General features: G+C 51.6%; 20 protein-coding genes. 11 read left to right on the top strand and 9 right to left on the bottom strand.

Translation table 11 applies throughout. The annotated features are described in order from the left end of the window. Positions 1 to 73 precede the first annotated feature (73 nt). A complete protein-coding gene (locus tag GW590_RS08785) occupies positions 74 to 991 on the top strand; it encodes a hypothetical protein (RefSeq protein WP_169402652.1) in 918 nt (305 codons plus the stop codon). 78 nt (positions 992 to 1069) lie between these two features. On the opposite strand, the gene mfd is transcribed toward GW590_RS08785, so the two are convergent. Beyond that, on the bottom strand, positions 1070 to 4519 hold the full coding sequence (gene mfd, locus GW590_RS08780; protein ID WP_169402933.1) for a transcription-repair coupling factor: 3450 nt from the start codon (positions 4517 to 4519) through the stop codon (positions 1070 to 1072). A 222-nt stretch (positions 4520 to 4741) separates the two neighbouring features. Here mfd and lolC point away from each other — a divergent pair, with 222 nt between their 5' ends. The 5 genes from lolC to pepT all read left to right on the top strand — a co-directional run bounded on the left by lolC (position 4742) and on the right by pepT (position 10235). Continuing rightward, positions 4742 to 5944, top strand: coding sequence for a lipoprotein-releasing ABC transporter permease subunit LolC (lolC, locus tag GW590_RS08775; protein WP_169402651.1), 1203 nt, complete (start codon positions 4742 to 4744; stop codon positions 5942 to 5944). Further along, complete coding sequence (lolD, locus tag GW590_RS08770; RefSeq protein WP_169402650.1) at positions 5937 to 6659, top strand: lipoprotein-releasing ABC transporter ATP-binding protein LolD; 723 nt, start codon at positions 5937 to 5939, stop codon at positions 6657 to 6659. The genes lolC and lolD overlap by 8 nt, the downstream gene beginning before the upstream one ends. An 8-nt stretch (positions 6660 to 6667) precedes the next feature. Beyond that, positions 6668 to 7909, top strand: coding sequence for a lipoprotein-releasing ABC transporter permease subunit LolE (lolE, locus tag GW590_RS08765; RefSeq protein ID WP_169402932.1), 1242 nt, complete (start codon positions 6668 to 6670; stop codon positions 7907 to 7909). 131 nt (positions 7910 to 8040) lie between these two features. Beyond that, positions 8041 to 8871 carry a Sir2 family NAD+-dependent deacetylase gene (gene cobB, locus GW590_RS08760; protein ID WP_169402649.1) on the top strand — a complete coding sequence of 277 codons (831 nt, stop codon included), beginning with the start codon at positions 8041 to 8043 and terminating at the stop codon, positions 8869 to 8871. A 128-nt stretch (positions 8872 to 8999) separates the two neighbouring features. Continuing rightward, positions 9000 to 10235, top strand: a complete 1236-nt coding sequence (pepT, locus tag GW590_RS08755) for a peptidase T (RefSeq protein WP_169402648.1) — start codon at positions 9000 to 9002, stop codon at positions 10233 to 10235. A gap of 377 nt (positions 10236 to 10612) precedes the next feature. On the opposite strand, the gene GW590_RS08750 is transcribed toward pepT, so the two are convergent. The 5 genes from GW590_RS08750 to hflD all read right to left on the bottom strand — a co-directional run bounded on the left by GW590_RS08750 (position 10613) and on the right by hflD (position 16304). Continuing rightward, on the bottom strand, positions 10613 to 11734 hold the full coding sequence (locus GW590_RS08750; protein ID WP_169402647.1) for a ribosomal protein uL16 3-hydroxylase: 1122 nt from the start codon (positions 11732 to 11734) through the stop codon (positions 10613 to 10615). A gap of 132 nt (positions 11735 to 11866) precedes the next feature. Beyond that, positions 11867 to 13321: a two-component system sensor histidine kinase PhoQ gene (gene phoQ / locus GW590_RS08745; protein ID WP_169402646.1), complete on the bottom strand. Its 1455-nt coding sequence runs from the start codon at positions 13319 to 13321 to the stop codon at positions 11867 to 11869. Next, the gene (gene phoP / locus GW590_RS08740; RefSeq protein WP_169402645.1) at positions 13321 to 14001 is read right to left on the bottom strand and encodes a two-component system response regulator PhoP; all 681 of its coding nucleotides are present in this window, start codon (positions 13999 to 14001) and stop codon (positions 13321 to 13323) included. The genes phoQ and phoP overlap by 1 nt, the downstream gene beginning before the upstream one ends. Before the next feature lie 217 nt (positions 14002 to 14218). Continuing rightward, a complete protein-coding gene (gene purB / locus GW590_RS08735) occupies positions 14219 to 15589 on the bottom strand; it encodes an adenylosuccinate lyase (protein WP_169402644.1) in 1371 nt (456 codons plus the stop codon). A gap of 88 nt (positions 15590 to 15677) precedes the next feature. Beyond that, the gene (gene hflD, locus GW590_RS08730) at positions 15678 to 16304 is read right to left on the bottom strand and encodes a high frequency lysogenization protein HflD (RefSeq protein ID WP_169402643.1); all 627 of its coding nucleotides are present in this window, start codon (positions 16302 to 16304) and stop codon (positions 15678 to 15680) included. A 328-nt stretch (positions 16305 to 16632) separates the two neighbouring features. Here hflD and GW590_RS08725 point away from each other — a divergent pair, with 328 nt between their 5' ends. Further along, on the top strand, positions 16633 to 17064 hold the full coding sequence (locus GW590_RS08725) for a lysozyme inhibitor LprI family protein (protein ID WP_169402642.1): 432 nt from the start codon (positions 16633 to 16635) through the stop codon (positions 17062 to 17064). A 194-nt stretch (positions 17065 to 17258) separates the two neighbouring features. Beyond that, the gene (locus GW590_RS08720) at positions 17259 to 18680 is read left to right on the top strand and encodes a hypothetical protein (RefSeq protein ID WP_169402641.1); all 1422 of its coding nucleotides are present in this window, start codon (positions 17259 to 17261) and stop codon (positions 18678 to 18680) included. Here the strand turns inward: GW590_RS08720 and mnmA are convergent. The 3 genes from mnmA to rluE all read right to left on the bottom strand — a co-directional run bounded on the left by mnmA (position 18677) and on the right by rluE (position 21147). Then, complete coding sequence (mnmA, locus tag GW590_RS08715; RefSeq protein ID WP_169402640.1) at positions 18677 to 19801, bottom strand: tRNA 2-thiouridine(34) synthase MnmA; 1125 nt, start codon at positions 19799 to 19801, stop codon at positions 18677 to 18679. The two genes, GW590_RS08720 and mnmA, sit on opposite strands and share 4 nt — an antisense overlap. 280 nt (positions 19802 to 20081) lie before the next feature. Then, on the bottom strand, positions 20082 to 20528 hold the full coding sequence (locus GW590_RS08710) for an NUDIX hydrolase (protein ID WP_169402639.1): 447 nt from the start codon (positions 20526 to 20528) through the stop codon (positions 20082 to 20084). Next, positions 20521 to 21147, bottom strand: coding sequence for a 23S rRNA pseudouridine(2457) synthase RluE (gene rluE, locus GW590_RS08705; RefSeq protein WP_169402931.1), 627 nt, complete (start codon positions 21145 to 21147; stop codon positions 20521 to 20523). Before rluE ends, GW590_RS08710 begins: the two co-directional genes overlap by 8 nt. Before the next feature lie 132 nt (positions 21148 to 21279). On the opposite strand from rluE, the gene icd reads away from it, so the two are divergent. The 3 genes from icd to GW590_RS08690 all read left to right on the top strand — a co-directional run bounded on the left by icd (position 21280) and on the right by GW590_RS08690 (position 25586). After that, entirely contained in the window at positions 21280 to 22533 is a 1254-nt protein-coding gene (icd, locus tag GW590_RS08700; protein WP_169402638.1) for an NADP-dependent isocitrate dehydrogenase, read from the top strand. A 428-nt stretch (positions 22534 to 22961) separates the two neighbouring features. Then, positions 22962 to 24563, top strand: coding sequence for a methyl-accepting chemotaxis protein (locus GW590_RS08695; RefSeq protein WP_169402637.1), 1602 nt, complete (start codon positions 22962 to 22964; stop codon positions 24561 to 24563). 9 nt (positions 24564 to 24572) lie between these two features. Further along, on the top strand, positions 24573 to 25586 hold the full coding sequence (locus GW590_RS08690; protein WP_169402636.1) for a substrate-binding domain-containing protein: 1014 nt from the start codon (positions 24573 to 24575) through the stop codon (positions 25584 to 25586). Positions 25587 to 25589: the final 3 nt, after the last annotated feature.

Here is a 25589-nt window from a genome sequence, read left to right as displayed (position 1 = left end):
GCCGTATCTGCTGCTTATCTCGCCCATACAGGTGATGATATAATAAGCTCATCAACTCAGATGGGCTTTTTTTATGACCAAAAATGCACTCCTTCCTGAAGAGCAGATCATTCACCTTAATCGCTACCTGATTGATAACGCTAACCAACTTCCTTCTCCGGTTATCACTGTTGGCGGTCAGGCTGTGGTGTACTGGCTGACAGCCTACATAGATTCATACCCTGAACGGCCTGAAATGACCTACATCACTTCTCAGGATGTAGACTACGTTGCAAAAAAAGAAAATGTGGAAATCATAGCCAATATATTTAACGTTGAAGGCAAAGTTCAGGAGGTGTTTAACCCGCCATCAATTGCAGTGCTGACGCTTATCGATAAAGACACGGGTAAAATCAAAGAAATTGCCAAGGGGGTGTTCTCTGGCGAAAGTTTCAATGATCCGAACTTGGTGGACATTATTGATCGCCCCACCGGTTTTGACGCCAGTGATTTCATGGGGGAAAAATTGCTGCTCAATACTGAACCATTCCTGGTTATGCCCGATCAACACGGGGCAGAGATGAGTCATGATTTTGTCCGTGTACTAAATCCTATAGCAACAATACGCTCACGTTTATCAAACGCCACGGTGCCGATGGGCAAAGATAAGCGCTCTGAATCAGAGCGGCTTAAAATAATGGCACTCCCGGCTTATAACTTCCTGGTCGATAAACTGCAAAGGCTCCCATTTCGCGAAGCGAGAGTTTACGTGGATTATTTCTACGAAGTGATATGGCAGCGCCAATTCCGCTACTTCCTGGTTGAGTACAACATTCCTTTGTATGTGATTCTGGTTCACCTGGTGGCCGAGCTTAACCAGTCAGTTGATGATTATGACCACATACCAGCGCAGTTCTACCGCAATGAACTTCCCAGAAAAGCCGCCTTCTTTGAAAGTGAATTTGAGCGCTATCGTAAACTGGTTGGAGTGAGTGATCGTTCAGAGGAATAACGACGGTGAGATAGTCATAGCATCAGCCCAGTCATCAAAGCCTGAGCATTTTCGCTCAGGCTTTTTAATATCTGCGATTCAGGCCGCCAGCAGATGAACAGCAAATGCTTCCAGCATCTCGTCGATAAACTTCAGACGCTTGGGCCGATCGGTCAGATCGAGCATAAACTTCAGCTTGCTTGGCCCATCGAGGCGATAAACCTGCGGCTGTTTCTGTAGCAAACCAATCAGATAACCCGGATCCACGCGGTTTTTATCGCTGAACTCGATATAACCACCACGCTCATTGCCCTCGATACGCTTGATGCCCAAAGCCTTGGCTTTTAGCCGCAGTATGGCGATATTCAGTAGATTACGCGCCGCGTCCGGTAACGAACCGAAACGGTCGATCAACTCTACCCGCAGTTCATCCACTTCCTGCTGATTGCGCGCGCTGGCAATACGTTTGTAGAGCGAAAGCCGGGTATTGACGTCGGGAATAAACTCCTCGGGTAGCAGTGCCGGCATACGCATTTCTACGTCAGTCTGGCTGGTGGTCAGATCCTCGAGGGAAGGTTCACGGCCCTCTTTTAGCGCATTGACGGCGTTTTCCAGCAGCTCCATATACAGTGAGAAGCCAATGGTGGTCATTTGTCCGCTCTGGTCTTCGCCAAGCAGTTCCCCGGCACCGCGTATTTCCAGGTCATGGGTTGCCAGCGCAAAACCGGCACCGAGATCTTCCAACGAGGCAATGGCTTCCAGACGTTTTTGGGCATCGGTAGACATCGCCTTGGGATTCGGCGTCAGCAAATAGGCGTAGGCCTGATGATGGGAACGGCCCACACGTCCGCGTAGCTGGTGGAGCTGGGCCAGACCCAGATGATCGGCGCGCTCAATGACAATGGTATTGGCGCTGGGAATGTCGATACCGGTTTCGATAATGGTGGTACAGACCAGCACGTTAAAACGCTGATGATGGAAATCATTCATCACCCGTTCCAGATCGCGCTCACGCATCTGGCCATGGCCGATGGCAATGCGCGCCTCCGGCACCAGTTCCGCCAGACGTTCCGCGGCCTTATCAATATTGGCAACGTCGTTATACAGATAATAGACCTGGCCGCCGCGCAGGATCTCACGCAGGATCGCTTCGCGCACCACCAGGCTGTCATATTCCCGGACAAAGGTTTTGACCGCCAAACGACGCGCTGGCGGCGTGGCAATAATAGACAGATCGCGCATACCGCTCATCGCCATATTCAGGGTGCGCGGGATCGGCGTAGCGGTCAGGGTGAGAATATCGACATCGGCGCGCATCGCCTTGATGCGTTCTTTATGGCGCACGCCAAAGCGGTGCTCTTCGTCCACAATCAACAGGCCGAGATCTTTCCAATGCAAATCACTTTGCAGCAGTTTATGGGTGCCGATAATAATATCGACCTTACCGTCGATGGCTTGCTCCAGCACCGTCTGCTGTTCCTTGGCACTGCGAAAACGTGACATCATCTCAATGCGCACAGGCCAACTGGCGAAACGGTCGCGGAAGTTGTCAAAGTGCTGTTGAGCCAGCAGCGTGGTCGGCACCAGCACCGCCACCTGTTTATTATTGGAGACGGCCAGAAACGCGGCGCGCATGGCCACTTCGGTTTTACCAAAACCAACATCGCCGCAGACCAGACGATCCATCGCCAGCGGCTGGGTCATATCGGTCAGTACCGCATTGATGGCCTGCTCCTGGTCCGGCGTGGTTTCAAAGGGGAAAGTCTGACAGAACAACTGATACTGTTCGCGATTATGCTTAAAGGCATAACCCGCTTTGGCTTCACGCTGGGCGTAAATATCCAGCAGTTCAGCGGCGACGTCGCGTACTTTTTCTGCCGCTTTTTGCCGCGCTTTCGACCAGGCTTCACCGCCCAGTTTGTGCAGCGGTGCGGTTTCATCGGCACCCCCCGCATAGCGGCTGATCAAATGCAGCGACGAGACCGGTACGTAGAGTTTGTCTTCACCGGCATAGGTCAGGATCAGATACTCCGCTTTGATGCCGCCCGCTTCCAGCGTAGTCAGCCCAAGATAACGACCCACGCCATGCTCCAGGTGAACCACTGGCTGTCCTGTGCGCAACTCGGCGAGATTGCGGATCAGCGTATCGGTATTGATTGCCCGGCGAGTATCCTGCCGACGGCGAGCCACGCGTTCGCCAAGCATATCGCTTTCACAAATCAGCGCCAACTGGCGGTAATTATCGAGAAAGCCGCGCTCGCAGGCGCCGATCATAATATAGCGACCCGGCTTGCTTGCCTGCTCAATACGGGTGATCAGCGTCGGGTTCAGTTTGACTCGTCCAAGGAGATCCTGCAGCGTTTCGCGACGGCCTTCGCTTTCGACCGAGAAGACCAGGCTACCGCTAAAGCTGTCGTTAAAGCGGCGCAGATTGTCCATTGGCGACTTGTTCTGCGGCACCACCGACAAGTCAGGCAACGGCTGGTAGTCGAGATTGCTGTTGGCGCTTTTTTCGGGCAGGACCTCGGTTTTCAACTGCACCCGTGGCCAGTCTTTCAGTTCGGCAAACAGGGTGTCGACTTTTAGCCACAGCTGTTCGGGTTCCAGCAGCGGGCGCATGGGGTCAATGCGACGACTTTCGTAGCGCTGTGCAACATCCAGCCAGAAACGGTCAGCCGCCTGCTGCAGATCGCCGGTATTGAGCAGCAGGGTATTTTTGGGCAGATAGCTAAACAGGCTGGTTAACGGCTGGCTGAAAAACAGCGGTTGCCAGTATTCAATCCCGGCAGGGAAGGTACCCTTGGTGACCTGCTGATAGATATGCTCGGCGTCACGTCGTACTTCAAATTTTTCACGAAACTGACTGCGAAACAGCTCAATGGCGTTTTTATCGGTGGGAAACTCATGGGCCGGCAGCAGGTTGATAAAATCAACTTCACTGAGCGTGCGCTGGGTATCAACGTCAAACAATCGCAAGCTGTCGATTTCATCGTCGAAAAAGTCGATACGATAAGGCTCGTCGCTGCCCATTGGATAGAGATCGAGCAATGCGCCACGGGTGGCAAACTCGCCGTGCTCCATCACCTGATCGACGCTGCGATAACCCGCTTGTTCCAGCTGCGCGCGCAGTTTATCCCGCGACAAACGCTGGCCTTTTTTCATCACCAGGGCATGACCGTGCAAAAAGTCATGGGGGCAAACGCGCTGCATCAGCGTGTTGACCGGCAGAATAATAATGCCACGCTCAAGCGTCGGGAGTTGGTAAAGGCTCGACAGACGGGCGGAAATAATTTCCTGATGCGGAGAGAAACTGTCATAGGGCAGCGTTTCCCAGTCGGAAAGGCTGATCACTTTATGTTCGGTAAACTGCTGGATCTCATCACGTAACCGCAGAGCATTTTGCATATCGGGGGCGATAAGCATCACGGGACCGGCATGGCGTTCGCTGATTTGCGCGCATTCCAGTGCACAGGCGGAACCGGTAAGTTGCCCCAGCTGACGGGTATCGCCGGGACGTTCTGGCAGTGAATAACGCTGATCTTGAGGCATATTTTGAAGCATAAGCAGTTTCGCAATCTCGTTTGGCGGCGGGGGTGGCCCACATTTACACATCCTATCTTGCGGATAGGTTAATATCAGGTCAATCCGATTTGTACAGGACTTTTTATAAATAAAAGCCACACACAACAGCCGTTAATGGTTCCATAAAGCGCGGGTAGCCTTTATTATCCTTGATCACTTTGCAATGAGCTACTGCACTTAACGGATTTCATGTATCAACCTGTCGCGTTATTTATAGGTCTGCGCTATATGCGCGGACGTGCCTCAGACCGCTTTGGGCGGTTTGTCTCCTGGCTATCGACCATCGGCATCACCCTTGGGGTCATGGCGTTGGTCACTGTGCTGTCGGTAATGAACGGATTTGAGAAAGATCTCGAAAGCAATATTCTGGGTCTGATGCCTCAAGCGTTAATCACCACCGCGCAGGGATCGCTTAATCCTCAACAAATCACCCACGATGCTGCTGCCAGCTTGCAGGGCGTGACGCGTGCCGTGCCCCTGACTACCGGTGACGTGGTGCTGCAAAGCCCAGGCAGCGTTGCCGTGGGCGTGATGTTGGGCGTTGACCCGCAAGAGAAAGACACGCTGTCGAAATACCTGGTTGGCGTCAGCCAGCAGGAGTTACAGCCGGGTCAATATAAAGTCATTCTTGGTGATCAGCTTGCCCAACAGTTGAAGGTCAAGCGCGGTGACAGTCTGCGCCTGATGGTCACCAGCGTCAGCCAGTTCACTCCTATGGGCCGCATTCCCAGCCAACGTCTGTTTACCGTGGCAGGCACTTTTGCGGCCAACAGCGAGGTGGATGGCTATCAGATGCTGGTCAATATTCAGGATGCTTCGCGCATGATGCTCTATCCGCAGGGCAATGTAACCGGCTGGCGTCTATATCTTAATAAACCGCTGGATGTGGATACGCTGAGTACCCAGACCCTGCCTGCGGGCACCCAGTGGAAAGACTGGCGTGAACGCCGCGGTGAGCTGTTCCAGGCCGTACGCATGGAAAAGAATATGATGGGGCTGTTGCTTAGTCTGATCGTTGCGGTTGCCGCATTTAATATCATCACCTCGCTGGGTCTGCTGGTGATGGAGAAACAGGGCGAAGTGGCCATCCTGAAAACCCAGGGCCTGACGCGTCGGCAGATTATGATGATTTTTATGGTTCAGGGTGCCAGTGCCGGCATTATCGGCGCATTGCTGGGGGCATTATTCGGTGTCTTGCTGGCTACCCAGCTCAACACCATTATGCCGGCCGTGGGTGTCATGCTTGACGGCGCATCCTTGCCGGTGGCCATTGAGCCACTACAAGTAACTATTATTGCGCTGGTGGCGATGGCGATTGCGCTGTTATCAACGTTCTACCCTTCATGGCGCGCCGCCGCCGCACAACCCGCAGAGGCTTTACGTTATGAGTAACTCGCTTCCTTTACCGGAAAATATGCTATTGCAGTGCAAAAACCTCTGCAAGACCTACCATGAAGGCAAACTGAACACCGACGTGCTGCGTGATGTGACCTTTGCCATTGAACCGGGCGAAATGATGGCGATCGTCGGCAGTTCCGGCTCGGGCAAAAGTACGCTGTTACACTTGCTTGGCGGTCTGGATTCTCCCACCTCCGGCGAGGTGATCTTTCAGGGCAAGTCCCTGAACAGCATGTCATCGTCGGCCAAGGCTGAACTGCGCAACCGCAAGCTAGGCTTTATTTATCAGTTTCACCATTTGCTGCCAGATTTTACCGCGCTGGAAAATGTCGCCATGCCGCTGTTGATTGGCAAAGTCAAAAGTGCCGAAGTACAGGACAAAGCCAGAGAGATGCTGGCCGCCGTCGGTCTCGAACATCGTAGCAAGCATCGCCCTTCCGAGTTGTCTGGCGGTGAGCGGCAGCGCGTCGCCATTGCCCGTGCACTGGTCAATAATCCATCGCTGGTGCTGGCAGATGAACCTACCGGTAACCTTGACCAGAAAAATGCCGATAGTATTTTTGACCTGCTTGGCGAGTTGAATATGCGTCAGGGCACGGCATTTCTGGTGGTCACCCATGATTTGCAATTGGCCAATCGCCTTAGCCGCCAGCTGGAAATGCGCGACGGCCAATTACAGCAGGATCTTACCTTGCTGGGAGCGCGTTGATGTCAGCCATGCCTTTTTCCCTGCTTATCGGCCTGCGTTTTAGCCGTGGCCGCCGTCGTGGCGGTATGGTGTCGCTGATTTCGGTGATTTCGACACTGGGTATCGCCCTGGGCGTGGCGGTGTTGATTGTCGGGCTGAGCGCGATGAACGGTTTTGAACGCGAGTTAAAAGAGCGCGTACTGGCGGTAGTACCTCACGGCGAGATCCGCCCGGTTAATCAGCCCTTTAATGACTGGCAAGCCGTGATCCAGCGCGTTGAACAGGTGCCGGGTATTGTGGCAGCCGCGCCCTATGTGCAGTTTAGCGGTCTGGTCGAGAACGGTGCCAAACTGCGGGCTTTACAGGTTAAAGGTGTCGATCCGCAGCAGGAGGGGCGCATTAGCGCCGTGCCGAAATTTGTCCAGGGTGATGCCTGGCAAAATTTCAAGGCCGGTGAGCAGCAGATGATCTTGGGTAAAGGGGTTGCCGATGCCCTTAACGTCAAACAGGGCGATTGGGTGACGGTGATGATCCCCAACAGCGACCCTGAAATGAAGCTGTTACAGCCCAAACGTATTCGTCTGCATGTAACCGGTATTTTGGCACTTAGCGGCCAGCTCGATCATAGTCTGGCGATGATCCCGCTGGCCGATGCGCAGCAATATCAGGATATGGGCAGCAGCGTTACCGGTATTGATATCAAAGTGAATGACGTTTTTGCCGCCAACAAGTTGGTGCGCGATGCGGGAGAAGTCACAAAATCTTACGTCTACATTAGCAGTTGGATAGGCACTTACGGTTATATGTATCGAGATATCCAGATGATCCGCGCCATTATGTATCTGGCCATGGTGCTGGTGATCGGTGTCGCCTGTTTCAATATTGTGTCTACCCTGGTGATGGCGGTAAAAGATAAAAGCAGTGATATCGCGGTGTTGCGAACTTTGGGCGCCAAAGATGGACTGATCCGTGCAATATTTATCTGGTATGGTCTGATGGCCGGGCTGGTGGGCAGTATTTGTGGTGTGGTGATCGGTGTACTGGCTTCTCTGCAATTAACCCATATCATCAATGCAATACAAAATGTGCTCGGGCATAAACTGTTGTCAGGGGATATCTATTTTATCGATTTTCTGCCATCAGAACTCCATTGGTTAGACGTTGTCAGCGTTCTGATCACGGCCCTGATCCTGAGCCTGCTGGCGAGCTGGTATCCCGCCCGTCGTGCCAGTCGAATCGATCCCGCCCGCGTATTGAGCGGTGGTCAGTAATAGCCAAGTGATTGACCATAAAACAAGACAGTGAGCGCCGTTGTCGGCACTGACTAACAGTCATTGACGGCAGGACGTCGGCACTGCGACGGTTTATCCTGTAATAGGCATCAATATAAGGAGCGGGGATAATGCGTACACGTCATCGGGTGTGTCGGTTTCGCAAAAACAAGCGCATACGTCACCAGCGTTTTCGGTCGAATATTTTCCATCGTGACAGTATGGCTGCTGCGCAACTGAAAAAGCCTTTTGTTGTCGTGTTAACCGGTGCCGGTATTTCGGCTGAGTCAGGTATTCGTACTTTCCGTGCCGGTGACGGTCTGTGGGAAGAGCATCGTGTCGAGGACGTCGCCACGCCAGAGGGTTTCCGTCGCGATCCCAAATTGGTGCTGGATTTTTACAACGCACGCCGCCGTCAGTTGCAGCAAGCCGAGATCAAACCCAATGCCGCCCATCAGGCGTTGGCCGAGCTGGAAGATGCGCTGGGGGATAACTTTTTACTGGTTACCCAGAATATCGATAATTTGCATGAGCGCGCGGGAAGTTCGCGGGTTCTGCATATGCACGGCGAGCTGCTAAAGGTTCGCTGTACCGAGTCGGGGCATATTTTTGACTGGACCGGTGACCTGTCACCGAGCGATCGTTGTCACTGCTGTCAGTTCCCGGCGCCGTTGCGCCCGCATGTGGTGTGGTTTGGCGAAATGCCGGTGCGTATGGATGAAATTTATAGTGCGCTGGCCAAGGCCGATTTCTTTATTGCCATTGGTACCTCGGGCCATGTTTATCCGGCGGCGGGTTTTGTGCATGAGGCCAGTGTTCAGGGGGCGCATACTTTTGAACTGAATCTCGAACCAAGCCAGGTTGAGAGTCAATTTGACGAGCGTATCTACGGGCCAGCCAGTGAAGTGGTGCCGGAATTTGTCCATGCCTTTCTGAGCAAGAAGCACGGCGACTGGCATTAAAATGGAATTTATTGCGGTCAGGTCAATGACTTTGCTGGACAGGTAACCCAAGTAAAAATGACCTGACGCAATATTTGAGATATTCAGGCTGCGCATAATAAAACTCTGTCGCCAGAGGATGCCTGAATATGGACAAGTTGCTTGACCGTTTTTTCCACTATATCTCTTTTGATACGCAATCAAAAGCCAACGTAAAATCTACGCCGAGCAGTGAAGGGCAGGTTAAGCTTGCACAATCACTGCGCGATGAATTGGTTGCTCTGGGATTTGAGCAGGTTACGCTCAGCAATAAAGGCTGTGTAATGGCCAGCATTCCGGCTACGGCCAGCTGGCCAGTGCCGGTTATCGGTTTTATTTCCCATCTTGATACCGCCCCGGATTTTACTGCCCGCCACGTTAATGCGCAGATCGTTGAGAACTATCGCGGTGGAGATATTGCCCTGGGTCATGGCGAAGAAATTCTTTCTCCGGTGATGTTTCCGGTTTTACATCAGTTGCTTGGTCAAACGCTGATCACCACCGACGGTAAAACGCTGCTTGGTGCCGATGATAAAGCCGGCATTGCTGAAATCATTACCGCGATGGTGCGGCTAAGAAACAGTGATATTCCCCACGGCGAAATTCGTCTGGCATTTACGCCGGATGAAGAAATTGGCAAGGGTGCGCAGAGTTTTGATATCAAGGCATTTGCTGCCCAGTGGGCTTACACCGTTGATGGCGGCGGTGTCGGTGAACTGGAGTTTGAAAACTTTAACGCTGCGTCGGCGACAATCAAAATTGTTGGCAACAATGTGCATCCTGGCAGCGCCAAAGGGGTGATGGTAAATGCCTTGTCCCTGGCAACTCGCTTCCACGAGTCGTTGCCGCCGGATGAAACGCCAGAAAAAACCGATGGTTATCAGGGTTTTTATCATCTGACCTCGATCAAGGGCAATGTCGAACGCGCAGAAATGCACTATATCCTGCGTGATTTTGATAAAACCCAGTTTGAGGCACGCAAGCAGAAAATCATTGATGTCGCCCAGGCCGTCGGCAAAGGTCTGCATCGTGACTGTTATATCGAAGTCACCCTCGATGATCACTACTACAATATGCGCGAACAAGTGATGAAGCATCCGCATATTATTGAGATAGCCCAGCAGGCGATGAAAGACTGCGATATTGAGCCGATTCTCAAACCGATCCGCGGCGGCACCGATGGCGCGCAACTCTCATTCCGTGGCTTGCCATGCCCGAATATTTTTACCGGCGGTTATAATTTCCATGGGAAGCATGAATTTATTACGCTTGAAGGGATGGAAAGTGCGGTAGCGGTGATTATGCGTATTGTTGAATTGACTGCCAATGCGGCGAAAAAAGCCTGAGTTTTTGGCGGAAAACGAAAAGGTGCGTCGCGAATGGACGCACCTCAGACGGCTGACAAAGTCCGTGATTAGGGTGAGTGCACCGTTGGGGTCGTAGCGGGCTTGCCCGCCGGAGCGCCCCTGGGTGTGCTATGCCCGGGTATCTCGATCATCAAGACGACTTGGTCATCAAACTCAGGTGCGTCCCTAATGACGCACCTCAGACGGCTGACAAAGTCCGTTATTAGGGAAGTGCACCGTTGGGGTCGTAGCGGGCTTGCCCGCCGGAGCGCGCCTGGGTGTGCTATGCCCGGGTATCTCGATCTTCAAGACGACTTTGTCATCAAACTCAGGTGTGTCGCTAATGACGCACCTTTTTTATTGCCAGCACTGCAAGACTAATCGTTAAAGTACCAGTAGCCGTTGTTAATCAGCGCACAGAGCAGGGCGAGGAAGGAAGGATCTTCCAGCGCTTCGCCAAGCATTTCCTGAGTAATGGTGGTATGACGGGTTAAGGCATCGGCGGCTTGCATCTGCTCGGTGACCATTGCTTCACCATTAACATAGCAGCTATCGCCGACGCGCAATACGCGCAACCCACCAAGGCGTTGCAGCGTCTCACCGGCGGTGATCAGCTCGTAAATTTCGCCGGGTTGGTAAGGCGGTTCAGGCGGAGCAGCGTCAAGTTCGTGCCGCGACTGGGAAATAAACTCGCCAAACCAGCTATTGAAATGTTGAGGATCGCCTACCAGTTCCAGCATCATGCCGCGCAGCTTATCCAGCTCCGACTGTTGTACTTCGGCAGGGTGTTCACGGGTAACCAGGTCCGCGTCGCTATAACGCTGGCTACCCAACTCATGGGATAGCGCATAATCGGCAAAACCACTGACCAATTCGCGGGCATTGGGGGCGCGAAAGCCTACCGAGTAGTTAAGGGCGTTTTCCAGCGAATAGCCCTCATGAGGGAATCCCGGTGGAATATAAAGGATATCGCCTGGTTCCATCTCTTCATCGATAATGGCGTCAAAAGGTGCCACCTGCAGCAGGTCGGGATGAGGACTGTGCTGTTTGAGGGCGATTTTTTCGCCTACCCGCCAGCGACGACGGCCAGTGCCCTGAATAATAAAGACATCATACTGATCGAGATGCGGGCCAACGCCGCCGCCGGGCACCGAGAAGGAAACCATCAGATCGTCCATGCGCCAGTCGGGAATATGACGGAAAGGGCGCATCAGTCGCGATGAAGGCTCATGCCAGTGGTCAACCGCTTGCACTAACAGCGACCAGTTGGTTTCACCCAGGTGGTCGTAGCTTTCAAAGGGACCATGGCTGACTTGCCAGCGTCCGTCCTGATGACTCACCAGGCGGCTGTCCACTTCGCTTTCCAGCGCCAAACCCGCCAGCTCATCCGGGGAGAGGGGATCAATAAAGTTTTTAAAACCGCGTTTAAGCAGTACCGGACGTTTTTGCCAATAACGCGCCAGAAAATCGTTCCAGTCTAGATCAAGTTGATAATCCATTTTTTTCTTCCACGGATTGATAGAGTCTGACAAGGATTATAACGGAACATTCTGTTGCGAGTTGCGCTCATCATCAGCAAATTTTAGCGCCGATAGCGCAAGTATGCTTATAACGCACGTATGGCAAAAGTGTCAGGGCTGGTCGCTGTCATGCTGTTGCCCAAAACAGATGCGCATGCTGGCACCGCCCAGTGGGCTGTCACCAATCAGGATCTTGCCGTCATACTGTTCAATCAGTTCGCTGGCCAGCGCCAGGCCCAGACCCTGGCCCGGGCGCAGGGTATCCGCCCGCTGGCCGCGCTTGAAGATCAGTTCCCGTTGATGCTCGGCAATTCCGGGACCATCGTCCTCCACCAGGATCACCAACTCATTTTCAGTATGGACGGCACTGATTTCTACGAACTCCAGACAATATTTGCAGGCGTTGTCGATTACATTGCCCATCACTTCCATAAAATCATTTTTCTCGCCAATAAAGGTAATTTCCGGCGAAATATCCAGAGTCAGTACCACGCCTTTACGCTGGTAAACTTTATTGAGCGCCGAGCAAAGACTGTCGAGCAGTGCCGGGACCGAGTGAATTTCCCGCACCAGGATCAGATGCTCGGAACGCAGGGTGGCGCGATGCAGATAATAGCCAATTTGCTGGGAGATCCGGCTGATCTGCTCCAGCATGATCGGCTCGGCCTGTTCAATGCTCATTTGCTGACCGTTGCGTAGCGAACGCAGAGTGGTTTGCAATACTGCCAGCGGGGTTTTCAGACTGTGGGTCAAATCGGCGAGGGTGGTGCGGTAGCGGTCATAACGGCCACGTTCACTGCTCAATAATACATTGAGGTTGCGCACCAGACCGCGCAGTTCTCGCGGCGTATGTTCATCAAGCAACTCGCGTTCTTTGGTTTCCAGCTCGGCAATCTGGCTACTCAATGCCTTGATTGGCCGTAAACTCCAGTAGGCCACCAGCCACAACAGAGGCACCACCAGCAACAGATTGGCCAATAGCACATAGCTAAACCATTCCCATACCAGATCAGAGTGCTGTAACTCCTGCGGGACGCTGTCGATCACCACAATATTGAGGGCGGGCAGGCGAGGCGTCGCGGCATAGGCATTAACCGCCACCGAGTGGGTCATGGCGCTGGCATCGGTGACATCGTAATTTTTAAGTTGATTTTGCGCCCGGGGGTTGTTACCCACCACCTCGCTGGAAACCTGGGTGTCGGTGTCCAGTTCATAAAAGCCCGCCTTGTTGAGCCAGGATTTACTGATACGCGCTTCCAGTTCCGGAACGCGACGCTGTGCCCACAGCAGTTTGCCGTCACTGCTATAAATAAATACCAGCGTTGGAAAATTGAGATCCAGATCGGGGGGGACATTGATGGTCAGTTTGTCGTCATGCCACTGCGCCAGACTAAAAAACAGATTGCTTTCACCGCGTAGCAGACGATAGGCGGTTTTATCAAAACTGACCATATAGCCGACAACGGCCACCAGACCGTAGGCAAGGGAAAGCGCCAGCACCACCGCTGCGGTGGCCATCATATAACGTGAGCGAAGTGAAAAAGGGTTCTTGGTTTTTAACGGCATCAGTTTGATGCCCGAATGTCAAAGCGGTAACCCTGACCTCGAACGGTAGTAATGACGTCAATTGGGTGCTCGACTTGCAGCTTTTTACGCAGACGACCCATCAGCACATCTACGGTATGGCTTTCTCGCAGTTCGGCATCAGGATAAAGCTGTAGCATCAGACTATCTTTACTGACCACTTTACCGGCGTTGCGGATCAGGGTTTCAATTATGGTGTATTCAAAGGCAGTCAGCTTTACCGGTTGATCATTGACGGTGAGTTCGCGTCGTGAGAGATCGATAACAAAAGGGGGCAGGGCGATAACCTGCGATGCCAGGCCGCTGTTGCGTCGCATTAATGCCTGCATACGGGCAATGACTTCTTCGAGATGAAAAGGTTTAGTGACATAGTCGTCGGCACCAGCTTCAAGTACCGCCACCTTATCCTGCCAGCTTTCACGGGCGGTCAGCACCAGAATAGGCAGTTTGACCTGATGAGTACGCCAGCGCTGGATCATGCTTAAACCATCTTCTCCGGGAAGACCGAGATCGACAATGGCAATATCTGGTGCATGTTCCTGCAGAAAGTAATCGGCTTCTTTTGCATCTTCGGCCGAGTCAACCTGGTTGCCCATTTCGCGGAGCTGTACGGAAAGATGGTGACGTAGTAAGGCATTATCTTCAACGACTAAAATTCGCATAATATTCTCCGGTTTTGGTTTCGGCACATTATCTTCGCTAGAAGATAAACCCGATATCAACCATAAGATAGAAAATATAAACGAAATATAAATAAGAAAAAAAGCCAAACTGAGAAATTTTTGGCATGGCGGGCTGGGGGGGGAAATTAAACAGTATAGCCAGCAGAAAACGGCTGTTTTCTGCTGGCTATGTATGGCGGTCTTAAATCAGGGGCGATTACTTGAGTTCATCAACCATGGTGGTGGCGCGACCAATATAATTTGCCGGCGTCATGGCTTTCAGACGCACTTTCTCTTCTTCTGGCAGCGCCAGGCTGTCGATAAAGACTTGCATGCCGGCAGCATCGACGCGTTTGCCACGGGTCAGCTCTTTTAATTTTTCGTATGGTTTTTCAATACCGTAACGACGCATCACCGTCTGAATCGGTTCGGCCAGCACTTCCCAGTTGCGGTCCAGTTCAAGGGCCAGGTTGGCTTCGTTTACTTCCAGTTTACTGATGCCTTTCATGGTGGCTTGATAGGCGATCAATGCATAGCCCAGGCCGACACCGAGGTTACGCAGTACGGTAGAGTCGGTCAGATCACGCTGCCAGCGGGAAACCGGCAGTTTACTTGCCAGGTGATTAAGCACGGCATTGGCCAGCCCCAGGTTGCCTTCCGAGTTTTCAAAGTCAATCGGATTGACTTTGTGCGGCATGGTGGATGAACCAATTTCACCGGCAATGGTGCGCTGCTTAAAGTGATTTAGGGCAATGTAACCCCAGATATCACGGTCGAAATCAATCAGGATGGTGTTAAAGCGTGCTACGCAGTCAAACAGCTCGGCAATATAGTCGTGGGGTTCGATTTGCGTGGTGTACGGGTTCCAGTTGATGCCCAGTGAGGTAACAAACTCTTCACTAAACTGATGCCAGTCCACTTCCGGGTAAGCCACGATGTGGGCATTATAGTTGCCGACAGCACCGTTGATTTTGCCGAGGATCTCCACTTGTTGCAGTTGTTTTACCTGACGGTCCATACGGTAGGCAACGTTGGCCAGCTCTTTACCAATGGTTGACGGCGTTGCCGGTTGACCATGAGTACGGGAAAGCAGTGGGATATCACGATACTGATGAGCCAGGGTTTTCAGCGAAGCAACGATTTTCAACCAATAAGGCAGCACCACATCCTGACGCGCGGTTTGCAGCATCAAGGCATGAGACAGGTTGTTGATATCTTCCGAAGTACAGGCGAAGTGAATAAATTCCGAAACGGCGTGCAGGGCCGGAATGGTGGCGACTTTCTCTTTCAGGAAATATTCCACCGCCTTGACGTCATGGTTGGTGGTTTTTTCGATATCTTTAATACGCTGAGCGTCTTTTTCATCGAAATTGGCCACTAACTGATCAAGGAAAGCGTTTGCGTCGGCATCAAAAGCCGGAACTTCTTTAATCTGTGCGCAGGAGGCCAGTTTTTGCAGCCAACGTACTTCAACCTGCACGCGAAATTTCAGCAGTCCAAATTCGCTGAAAATGGTGCGCAGCGCGCTGACTTTATCACCGTAGCGTCCATCAACGGGGGAAACGGCTGTCAGGGAGGATAATTCCATCGGTAGCAACTCCAGGATTTTATTAACAGTAAAGTTTTATACCTGCCAGCGGGTTAAAACCACGCAGCAGGTATAGCAAATCAGATTTTCAGCAACGGGCGAGAATGCTTTTTGCCTGTTCGAACAATCGGTTACGAGAAAACATTAGCTGCAGACGACCACCGCCTACTTGCTGCCACAATACAGTCGCGCGGATCCCCGCGAGAAGTACGGCCCGGACTTTAGCCTGAATCTGGGTGTTCTGCAAAATTGCCGGTGAACCCACTACCTGGATGCGCGGGCCGACCGGGCTAACGATATCCACGTAAATTGCTGCCAGCGAACTGAGCATTTGCTCTGACTCCAGGTCGAAATGCGCCAACTGACGATCAAGCTGTTCGATACGCTGGCCAAGTTGCTCCATCGAGGCTTTTTTGGCATGCAGCTTGCGCTCCAGGACCATCAGGCTCAACACATAACGGGTCAGCTCGGCACCGAGTCCCTGACGATTGGCATTGAGTACGCCCATCAAGGTCTCCAGGCCCATTTTCAGATTGCCTTCATTGTTACCGTAAACGGCAAGCGTTGACGCTGGATTCATTTCAAGCAAGCTGCGCAGCGATACGGTCATTTCTTCTTTTGCGCAATTGCCTTCGTGAGCCAACTGTTGAACCAAACGCGCGGACTGGCAAATGCCCGCCAGTGCCAGCGTAATGTCATAGTAATTTTTGGCCACGGTTACTCCTGTAAGCGGTATTCGACAGCAACGTCCTGCGACTTGTTTGCGGGGGTCCAACTAATGGCGACAGATCATGCCATAAAACTGCGGCTAAACACAGCGCCGAAAAGCAGTGAATATGTCAGCTTAGCCGATAAAATAGCGCCGGTAGCCTAAACTTGCGATAGCCAAGCCAGCGATTGTGGGTTTGCCATGGGCATCGGTAAGCCTGGGTAAGCGGTGTTCATCTTGCTGGTTAACTGTTACCTCCCGATGTCGTTGCCGCCGCGTGCTGATCGCCTGGCCGCCAGGCCAATGACTGTAGATTTATAGAAAGGATATTTAAATGAATAAGTTAACTTTATTAGTGCTCAGCAGCGGACTCTTTTTTACCGCACTCGCTGCCCATGCCGAGACACCGGGCAAGGCGATTGATCAAAAGTTGCAGGCATGTTCCCAGAAAGCCGTCTCGACGGTAGATTCGGAAACCTGCCTGCAGCAAGGGTACGCCGAATGGGATAAAGAGCTCAATGTCCAGTATCAGGCGTTGCTGAAAGATCAGCCCGCCGAGGTAAAAAAAGCCATTGTGCAATCGCAGCGTGACTGGCTGACCTATCAAAAATCATATTTTTCCGCGCTGGATAATTTTTATCGCCAGCAGCAGGGAACAATATGGGGAATGGTTGATGTGCAGGCCAAGCTCGATTTTATTCGTCAAAAAGCCATTGAACTGCATACCTTGAAGGTCAGCACCGACATGAGCGGTGAACAAGGCTAAAAAGCCCCCAGGCTGCCGCCGAAGATCATCAACTTTCAGTTAGCCGGTCGACTAGCACCTCCGGCTAACTGGCGGAGATAATTTTCCGGGAACTCGCCATCTTTTAATGCTACTTAATATTTACTGGGTCTCTTTGCACCAATACCTGTATTCCCGATGGCTTGTTCTCCCGTTGATATCAATAAGGATATAATATGAAGTTAATGTCCACTGACCGCCGTTCTTTATTACCCCCTGTCGTGAGTCCTCAAGAAAAACCACCCGCCACGGATATTGCCTTTGCATCTCGACAGCGAAATAAAACTGGCGATCGGCAAATACTCTCTACCAGCGAGGAAATAGAATATCAGTACCGGCAACAAAAAAATGCGCAGAATAAAAAACAATTTTATGACCCCTCGTATGGATCCGCTATCTATCAGGCAGAGGACCCGCCGGATATCGCCTGGATTGTTGGCGAGCTAAAAAAATATTGGCGCACGTTTTGGGATAATATCCGCCAAGTTCTCACTAGTGAAACCCTACAGAAAATCATCAATTACCATGAGCTGGAAATGGCCAGTTATTCTGTTGACAGAACGGGCAGTAAATTAATTGATAATATTCCGTTTGGCTATCGCAGCAAAACATTATCGCGCGCAGAAAGTCTGGCATCCGTCAGTTCAACCTCTTCTGGCAAACCGCTACTTGCCGCGCCGCGGGCAAGTCATCCGCGCCAGCAGCAGTCAACGCCAGGCACGGTGGGTCATGCCCATACGGCCAATACACACCTCATCGCGCAGGGCAGTGACTCGCCAGCGGCCAATAATGCGCGCACGCCTGCCGTACCTGGCGAGGATTATCGACTTACCACGCTGAGCGGGCCACCGGGCAGCACGATCTATGCCCGTCAGGCGGTTAACAGTAACCATTACGATCTTTATCTTGCCCACGATAAGCTGGGTACCAACCTGAAATTTTATGGTGTCGGAGTTGAACAAAACGGCGAGTGGCGAAAACTGGCGTTAAAGGGCGGGGCAAAAGAGGATCCCTACGGTGAGGGGACCTCTGGTCTTGGAGCAGCGAGTAATTTTGACCAAGATCCTCCTGAGTGGCAAGAATATACGACGCAAATGCAAACCGAGATTGAGCAGCTAAATATAGAATCCGAGCAGCACTACACGCCTGTTCAGCAACGTTTTACCGCTATCAGATCGCGGGCACTGACCGCAATAAGGGCACAGGATTATAATGCATTATTGCAGATACCTGAGGAGTTGGGACAACTCAGAATATTATTAAGAAGCAATCAGGATGAAGTGCAGACATTAATAAATCGCATTGAAACCGAATTTGAAATCACCCGTACCTGGAATGATAATCACCCTAATGTGTTAATATCGGAAGAGCACAGTGATGAAAATATTTACTGGCTTAATACTCATCATCAAATGAATTTGCATAACTTAAATGTTGTCCAGCAATTTGATGATATTATTGCCGATACTATCCAACAAATAAACGGCTATATTATCCGCAAAGAAAATATCACCCCGATATTTCAACAGATGGCCCCGGATCGGGATAGACAAATTCTTCCCTCCTCTGACGGGCCAGCTGATTTACGGCGTGTTTAAATGCCGTTTTCTTGGGATACCAGCGGAATGCGCTGTTCAATCACGCCGCCACCAAGGCAGAGTTCACCTTGATAGAAGACGGCTGATTGTCCCGGTGTCACCGCCGCTACCGGAGATTCGAAACGTACTTCAATGCGTTGATCGTCTAACGGCGTCACCAGGCAGGGAATATCTTGCTGGCGATAACGGGTTTTTACCACGCAGTGCAGCGGCTCGGTTAACGGCTGACGATCGACCCAGTCCAGTTGCTGGGCAATCAGCCCAACAGACATCAGACGTGGATGCTCATGACCTTGCGCCACATAGAGAATGTTGTTGGCAACGTCTTTATCGACCACATACCAGGGATCCTCACCGCCATCCTTTTGGCCGCCGATCCCCAGTCCTTTGCGCTGTCCGAGCGTGTGGTACATCAGCCCCTGATGCTGACCCATTTCCTGGCCGTCGACGCTTTTGATCACGCCCGGTTGTGCCGGCAGATAGCGGCCAAGAAACTCGCTGAATTTACGTTCGCCAATAAAGCAGATACCAGTGGAGTCTTTCTTCTTGGCGGTGATCAAATCCAGCTGTTCGGCAATGCGGCGAACTTCCGGTTTTTCCAGCTCACCGACCGGGAACAGGCTCTGAGCAATTTGCTCGCTGCCGAGCGTATAGAGAAAATAGCTCTGGTCTTTATTGCCGTCGATGCCACGCAGCAGTTGGCTGCGGCCATTGCTGTCCTGGCGGCGCACATAGTGACCGGTGGCAATATAATCAGCCCCCAAATCCTCAGCGGCGAACTCCAGAAAGGCTTTAAACTTGATCTCTTTATTGCACAAAATATCCGGGTTAGGGGTGCGTCCTGCCTTATATTCTTGCAGAAAGTGTTCAAACACATTGTCCCAGTATTCTGCGGCAAAATTTACCGTGTGCAGTTTTATGCCCAGCTTGTCGCATACCGCCTGCGCATCGGCAAGATCGGTGGCTGCTGAACAATACTCTTCGTCGTCGTCCTCTTCCCAATTCTTCATAAAGAGTCCCTCGACCTGATATCCCTGTTGTTGCAGGAGATAGGCAGATACCGAGGAGTCGACGCCGCCGGACATGCCGACGATTACTTTTTTCTGACTGTTGTCTGACATAGCAGTTCCAAAACAGAGGATCACCACTCGTTAAACACCATCCGCACGAGGATGAAGGCCGCGTGTCAACAGCGTTTTAGACGAGCATTATCCCGTTGATATGGCAGAAGCATTCTGCGATCAAGGGAGATAGCGGCATAAGATTATGCCCCGTGCACCCAAGTTGGCGTGCGGTTTATCGCTGACAGCCTGGCGGCTGCCAAAATATAAGCGCGGAATTTTATCACGTTGACCGCCTGGCTGCACCGGTGATTAGTGCGGCCTGGCGCGCAGCGGGCCTTTACTGCGGTAAATTGAAATTGCCCAGCAAACTCAGGGGATATCGCGCCGCTTGCTGATAGAGGCGAATACTTTCGGCCACCAGCGGCGACCTTAGTTGGTCTGAGGCAAAAATTTCCTCGGCACTGAGCCAGCAACAGCCGGAAATATCCGAGTCCTGCGGGGCAGTGTCGACGATGGCCGGCAAATCCAGCACAAAGGCAAAACGCAGGAAGGGGGTACTGTCCGGGGCTTGCCACTGATGTAAACCGAGAAAAAACTGCGGTTGCGCGTCGATCCCGGTTTCTTCCAACAGCTCGCGCCGCGCCGCGGCCAGCAGCGTCTCATTGGCTTCAAGGTGACCCGCCGGCTGGTTGAGGGTCAGTTTGCCGTTGATCATCTCTTCTACCAGCAAAAATTTGCCTTCCGCCTGAACTACGCAGGCAAGGGTGACGTGCGGTTTAAACATAGGATATTTCCTTCCACTGTCCGGGGGCTAAATCGCCAAGCGTCAACTCACCCATGCTGTAACGGATAAGCCGTAATGTAGGATAGCCGATATGTGCCGTCATGCGACGAACCTGCCGGTTTCTTCCCTCGTAGAGCGTTATTTTTAGCCAACAGGTCGCAATATTTTTGCGTTCACGAATGGGCGGGACACGCGGCCACAGCCACTCTGGCTCGGCGACCCGCTCAATGCCGGCGGCCAGCGTCTGGCCATCTTTTAGCGGCAGCCCGCTTCTGAATGCCTGCAATGCCGCTTCATCGGGCTCACCCTCAACCTGGGCATAATAAATTTTGGCGGTACGCTTGCCGGGTTGGGTCAGCCGTGCCTGCAGTTGGCCGTCATTGGTTAGAACCAACAGACCTTCGCTGTCCCGATCGAGTCTGCCCGCAGCATAGACGTCGGTGACCGGAATGTAATCTTTTAACGTAGCGCGTCCCGATTCGTCGGTGAATTGTGGTAACACATCAAAAGGCTTGTTGAAAACCAGCACTTTACGCGCGTGATCCGCGAGGATGCTTCCCTGACGTGCCGGGCGGCTGAAACGTTTAACATTGTGATTTTTAACAAAGAATTTAGTCATAATCATTGAAGTCGCGGAGAATTAGCGCATTATACTTGAAAACCGTTTCAGATTGGCGTCGGCTGAATATTCAAGTAGTATTGTCCGGCATCTTACAAATCATTAACAAATAATGCGCTGAAGGAGAGGTTAATGGAAAGCAAAGTAGTTGTTCCGGCTGAAGGTAAGAAGATTACAGTTGATGCTAAGGGTAAACTGGTTATTCCTAATAATCCTATCATCCCTTTTATTGAGGGTGATGGTATCGGTGTTGATGTTACCCCGGCAATGATCAAAGTCGTCGATGCGGCGGTTCAGAAGGCTTATAACGGTGAACGTAAAATTTCCTGGATGGAAATCTATACCGGTGAGAAATCTGTAGAGCTGTACGGTAAAGACGTCTGGCTACCTGAAGAAACCCTGGACCTGATCCGCGAATACCGCGTAGCGATCAAAGGCCCACTGACTACCCCGGTTGGCGGTGGTATTCGTTCTTTGAACGTTGCCCTGCGTCAACAACTCGATCTCTACATTTGCCTGCGTCCTGTGCGTTACTACACCGGCACACCAAGCCCGGTTAAACGCCCGGAAGATACCGATATGGTTATCTTCCGTGAAAACTCCGAAGATATCTATGCAGGTATCGAATGGAAAGCGGGTTCAGCCGAAGCTGACAAAGTGATTAAATTCCTGCAAGAAGAGATGGGTGTTACCAAAATCCGTTTTCCACAGGAATGCGGTATCGGCATCAAGCCTTGCTCGCAAGAAGGCACCAAGCGCCTGGTTCGTGCGGCCATTGAATATACCATCGCCAACGATCGTGATTCACTGACGCTGGTTCATAAAGGCAACATTATGAAGTTTACCGAAGGTGCCTTTAAAGATTGGGGTTACCAGCTGGCTCGTGAAGAGTTTGGCGGTGAACTGATCGATGGCGGTCCTTGGGTTAAAATCAAAAACCCGAACAATGGCAAAGAGATCATTATTAAAGATGTGATTGCTGATGCCTTCCTGCAACAGATCCTGCTGCGTCCTGCCGAATATGATGTTATCGCCTGTATGAACCTGAACGGTGACTACATTTCTGATGCCCTGGCGGCACAGGTTGGCGGTATTGGTATTGCCCCGGGTGCCAACATCGGTGCGGAATGCGCACTGTTTGAAGCGACCCACGGCACTGCACCAAAATATGCCGGTCAGGATAAAGTCAACCCAGGCTCAATCATCCTTTCTGCGGAAATGATGCTGCGTCATATGGAATGGTTCGAAGCGGCAGACCTGATCGTTAAAGGGATGCAGGGCGCGATTGCCAAGAAAACCGTTACCTATGACTTCGAACGTCAGATGGACGGCGCTAAGCTGCTGAAATGTTCAGAGTTTGGTGATGCGATGATCGCTAATATGTAATCTCGGGCAACCGGGAATACATAACACGGGAGCCTGCGGGTTCCCGTTTTTTTTATTCAATCAACAACGCTACTGCTAAACAGAAGCCTGTTGTCGTCACTTACAATATAGCGTGCACATCAGCAGTCCTGCTGTCGCTCTGACCGTCCGCGTTTACCCCTCGTATTCAATACAATTATTTGAACATGGTCACATTTCTAAGGTGATGTTACTAACATTGTGGCCTGGCTATCAAGTTTCCTCTCGTTTCTGCCGTTAACTTAGTTACAAAACTTTATCATTTAGACAACCTGCCTGAGTGGCTATTTAGCTAATTTCCTGCTCGCCAAGTTTATGGAGGGGTTAGTTAGAATAAGTCTAATAAATTGTTTTTATAGCATTTTATGGTGGGGGTCTGTTTTTAAATCGCAATCTCAGGGAATGAATTTATGCATTTTAACAATATGTCAGTGCGAACTCAGCTTACTCTCGGGTTTGGCGTTTTAGTGGCCATTGTCCTGGTTGTCGTTATCCTCTCGGTTAGCTCGTTAAGCAAAGCCAACGATAGTTTCAAGACTCACGTACAGCAGGTCTCTGCCCGTGAATCTTCGGTCAATTCAATCCTGAGTGGTGTTAAAGACAGTTCTCTGAATATCTATGGATTGGTGCTGGTCAGTGAGGCTGCGGATATTGAAGCGGGCAAGAAACAAGTTGCCACCGCTCAGGAAAAAACCATTGCCGCGATAGGCCAACTGCAATCCGCCGTCGAACAACACTCTGACATAACAGATAAAGATCGCAATTTTGTGGCGGCGATCCTCAATGCAGAACTGGCTTATCGACCTATTGCCCAGCACATTGTCGAATTGGCGCTTGCCGAGAAAAAAGCCGAAGCAATTGACCGCATGAATCGTGAACTGCGCCCTCAGTTAACTCTCTTGCTTAATAGTGCCGACCAATACCTTAAGTACAGTAAAGAACAGGCGAAAGAGAGTCTGAATACTGCCCAGGGTGCCTATCAGCAAACCCGGTTAATTTTCATTATTATCAGTCTGGTTGCTCTTATTCTGGCGGCGATCCTCGGGGGGATTATTATCCGTTCCCTGTTCCGTGCGCTGGGAGAAGAACCTGCGGTGTTGGGCCAGGTGGTGCAGCGTATTGCCAATGGCGATCTCAGCCAGGTTAACGGGGCAACCACTGCACCCGCCGGCAGCGTACTGGCCGCCATTGGCCAGATGCAGGAGAAACTGCATCAGTTAGTCAGCCAGGTGGCCAGTTCTGCTGAAAGTATCGTCACGGCGTCCACTGAAATTACCATGGGTAATGAGGACTTAAGCCGCCGTACTGAAGCCCAGGCCTCCTCACTGGAACAGACTTCCGCCAGTATGGAGCAGTTGACCTCCACGGTGAAACACAATGCTGACAACGCGCATCAAGGTAATCTAATGGCCACCAGTGCTTCGCAAGTTGCACAGCAAGGCGGTGACGTTGTTGAGCGTGTTGTTAGCACAATGCATGAAATTGCCAGCAGCTCGGGCAAAGTGACGCAAATCATTACCGTAATCGAAGGTATCGCTTTCCAGACAAATATTCTGGCACTTAACGCTGCCGTTGAAGCCGCGCGCGCTGGCGAGCAAGGCCGGGGTTTTGCCGTTGTTGCCGGTGAGGTACGAACTTTGGCACAACGTAGTGCAATTGCTGCCAAGGAAATAAAAGACCTGATTGGTGAGTCTGTCGACCGAATTAATATCGGGTCGAAACTGGTTGATGAAGCCGGCAGTACCATGCGGGAAGTGGTTAACGCCGTTAAGGGCGTTAATAGTTTGATGGCGGAAATTACCCTCGCTTCCAGCGAACAACACACCGGGATCGACCAGGTAAACAAAGCCGTTGTACAAATGGACGAAGCGACACAGCAAAATGCCGCCTTGGTTGAGGAAAGTGCAGCGGCTGCCGAAAGCTTAAGACAACAGGCGCATATTTTATTAGAGGGGATTTCTGCCTTTGATATCTCACGTGCGGGAAACCGTAACGTCCCTGCGATTCGCTAAGGTAGCCAAATGAAAATTTCCTATGCATTTGCCGCGGCAGTCGCAATGTTGAGTTTATCGGTGTTCGCCAGCAGCAATGAGAACATCACTATTGGTTTAATTACTAAAACCGACACCAACCCATTCTTTTTAAAAATGAAAGAAGGGGCCATGCTTGGCGCTACGGTACATGGCGTCAAGTTGTTAACGGCCGCAGGTAAAGAAGACCAGGATTATGCTTCGCAAATTGAAGCGATTCATTCGATGGTGGCGGCCGGCGCCACTACCTTGTTGATTACCCCCAGCGATGCCAAAGCCATTGTCCCGGCGCTTGATGAAGTGCGCGCTAAAGGCGTACAGGTTATTGCCCTGGATTCACCCACTGACCCTATCAGCGCTGTCGATGCGCTGTTTGCTACCGATAACTACAAGGCGGGCGAACTGATTGGCCAATATGCCAAGGCTGCCATGCCGTTGACCTTCCCTGGGCAACCGTTAAAGATCGCGATGCTGGATTTATCGCCCGGGCATTTAGTGGGAGCAAGACGACATAACGGCTTTATGAAAGGGTTGGGATTACAAGCTGCGGGGGCTGACACTACCGAGCTGTCCAACACTCCTGAGATCTTGTGTTCAGGCTATTCACAAGGGGCGGAAAAACAGGGGCATGATGTTATGGCTGACTGTCTGAAAACCCACCCTGATATTAATCTTGTCTATACCATTAACGAACCGGCAGCAGCGGGGGCTTATCTGGCTCTGCAGGAAGCCGGCAAAGAAAAAAATGCCATGATTTTATCTGTTGATGGCGGCTGTGCCGGGGTCAAAAACGTGCGTGAAGGCAAAATTGCCGCCACAGCACAGCAATATCCCTTAACCATGACCGCAATGGGGGTTGATGCCGCCGTTGCTTATGCCCGACACGGCAAGAAAGTTTCTGGATATGTTGATACTGGCGTCACGCTGATTGCGGATAAGCCCATGGCGGGCCTGGAAAGCAAAGATACACAAGCCGGGTTGAATGCCTGTTTTGGTGCCAAATAACCG

The organism is Rouxiella aceris, assembly GCF_012933545.1.
GTDB classification, from domain to species: Bacteria; Pseudomonadota; Gammaproteobacteria; order Enterobacterales; family Enterobacteriaceae; genus Rouxiella; species Rouxiella aceris.
This window is presented reverse-complemented; position numbering and strand designations above follow the sequence as displayed.

Bases quoted from the DNA above. Each gene is read 5' to 3' on its own strand.
- GW590_RS08785 (WP_169402652.1), top strand. From the start codon at position 74: ATGACCAAAAATGCACTCCTTCCTGAAGAGCAGATCATTCACCTTAAT.
- GW590_RS08725 (WP_169402642.1), top strand. From the start codon at position 16,633: ATGAATAAGTTAACTTTATTAGTGCTCAGCAGCGGACTCTTTTTTACC.
- GW590_RS08690 (WP_169402636.1), top strand. From the start codon at position 24,573: ATGAAAATTTCCTATGCATTTGCCGCGGCAGTCGCAATGTTGAGTTTA.
- phoP (WP_169402645.1), bottom strand. From the start codon at position 14,001: ATGCGAATTTTAGTCGTTGAAGATAATGCCTTACTACGTCACCATCTT.
- icd (WP_169402638.1), top strand. From the start codon at position 21,280: ATGGAAAGCAAAGTAGTTGTTCCGGCTGAAGGTAAGAAGATTACAGTT.
- lolE (WP_169402932.1), top strand. From the start codon at position 6,668: ATGCCTTTTTCCCTGCTTATCGGCCTGCGTTTTAGCCGTGGCCGCCGT.
- lolC (WP_169402651.1), top strand. From the start codon at position 4,742: ATGTATCAACCTGTCGCGTTATTTATAGGTCTGCGCTATATGCGCGGA.
- mnmA (WP_169402640.1), bottom strand. From the start codon at position 19,801: ATGTCAGACAACAGTCAGAAAAAAGTAATCGTCGGCATGTCCGGCGGC.
- purB (WP_169402644.1), bottom strand. From the start codon at position 15,589: ATGGAATTATCCTCCCTGACAGCCGTTTCCCCCGTTGATGGACGCTAC.
- pepT (WP_169402648.1), top strand. From the start codon at position 9,000: ATGGACAAGTTGCTTGACCGTTTTTTCCACTATATCTCTTTTGATACG.
- GW590_RS08710 (WP_169402639.1), bottom strand. From the start codon at position 20,528: ATGTTTAAACCGCACGTCACCCTTGCCTGCGTAGTTCAGGCGGAAGGC.
- GW590_RS08720 (WP_169402641.1), top strand. From the start codon at position 17,259: ATGAAGTTAATGTCCACTGACCGCCGTTCTTTATTACCCCCTGTCGTG.
- GW590_RS08695 (WP_169402637.1), top strand. From the start codon at position 22,962: ATGCATTTTAACAATATGTCAGTGCGAACTCAGCTTACTCTCGGGTTT.
- cobB (WP_169402649.1), top strand. From the start codon at position 8,041: ATGCGTACACGTCATCGGGTGTGTCGGTTTCGCAAAAACAAGCGCATA.
- lolD (WP_169402650.1), top strand. From the start codon at position 5,937: ATGAGTAACTCGCTTCCTTTACCGGAAAATATGCTATTGCAGTGCAAA.
- mfd (WP_169402933.1), bottom strand. From the start codon at position 4,519: ATGCCTCAAGATCAGCGTTATTCACTGCCAGAACGTCCCGGCGATACC.
- GW590_RS08750 (WP_169402647.1), bottom strand. From the start codon at position 11,734: ATGGATTATCAACTTGATCTAGACTGGAACGATTTTCTGGCGCGTTAT.
- rluE (WP_169402931.1), bottom strand. From the start codon at position 21,147: ATGACTAAATTCTTTGTTAAAAATCACAATGTTAAACGTTTCAGCCGC.
- phoQ (WP_169402646.1), bottom strand. From the start codon at position 13,321: ATGCCGTTAAAAACCAAGAACCCTTTTTCACTTCGCTCACGTTATATG.